The 1,126-nt window shown below is 53.6% G+C and carries 1 pseudogene; it reads right to left on the minus strand.

What is annotated here, in order from left to right:
* Positions 1-190 precede the first annotated feature (190 nt).
* Positions 191-1,126: pseudogene (locus ACXRVY_RS30750) on the minus strand (hypothetical protein); the annotation flags it as partial.

Genomic DNA, 1,126 nt, shown 5'->3' on the forward strand with positions numbered 1-1,126 from the left:
ACCTACTGGCGCTTTTCCAGATCGTGTATCTGTTGGGGCGGCAATCCTAAGAAACTTCCTACACCAGATATGTAGGAGTAATCCGAAACAACACTTGAGTACTCCCTTCCAACTGGGTAGCCGATGTTCACAAGTGTTGAGCCAGAGTCGACACGGACGGCAAACATCCGAATCGACTCTGTGATTTCACCTAAGGCACTATTGGGCAAGGATCATTCGGCCTGTGGAACGCTGTGCGACTGACCAACGCCTCAGACTCGACCGTCTCTGTTCCATCATCGAAGAAATACTGGATCTTCACTCGCCCCCGGCGAGTCGTCGGATTCTGGTCATAAAGCGGCTGGATATAAGTGGCGTAAGGCTCAACCCGAAATTCGAAGCCGGTCACGGGCGTACCCGCACTACCCAAGTCAAAATCCTTTTCGAACTTCACGTTGGGAATGGGATTGTCGGGCGAGGACAAGTCATCCCCTATCATGGGAGTGAACTCGAAACTGATGGTGTCGCCATCGTCTAGCAGCCCCGTCAGATCGGGTATTCGCACCAACAGCGCGCCATCAGACTCCAGCGCCGAACACCCCGGATAACCGGCTGGATTGGGGATTTTCGGAAAGCTTGCAGCGGGCAACTCAACTGCTACCGCATTGACCTCAACGTCCGTGGTTTTGGAATCCTGGTCGTTTTCCACACCAGGCCGGTGGACCCGATAGTGCACTGGTACGGGGTCGCCATTGCCACCGTCTCTGATGTATTTCCAAAGGATATCAACCGTAAGGTCATCGCCAGGCGTATGGGTTGCTGCGTCAAAAATGACCTGTGCCTCAACGACTCTCAGCCCGTTCCAGAAAAAATCAACGACATCATCATCCTTTGCCGAGGCATACCACTTGAAGGTGAATTTGGCGTCCTTGCCCTTGTCAGCCCTTATCAGCTGATTGGTCCGGCTGTCATCGAAGTTTTTGACTTCACCGGCGAGCAGGTCTGGATGAACAGGATTCGGCCAATCAATGGGGGGCCACGGAATCCATGGAATAGGTACCTCGAAGTTCACTGGAAAGTTGGCGGACTGAGGGCCGAACGGGCGGCCCTTGCGGAAAATCTGATAACTGACCGGTGTCGCTTTGGT

This window comes from Pseudomonas sp. P5_A2_2, from assembly GCF_054177685.1.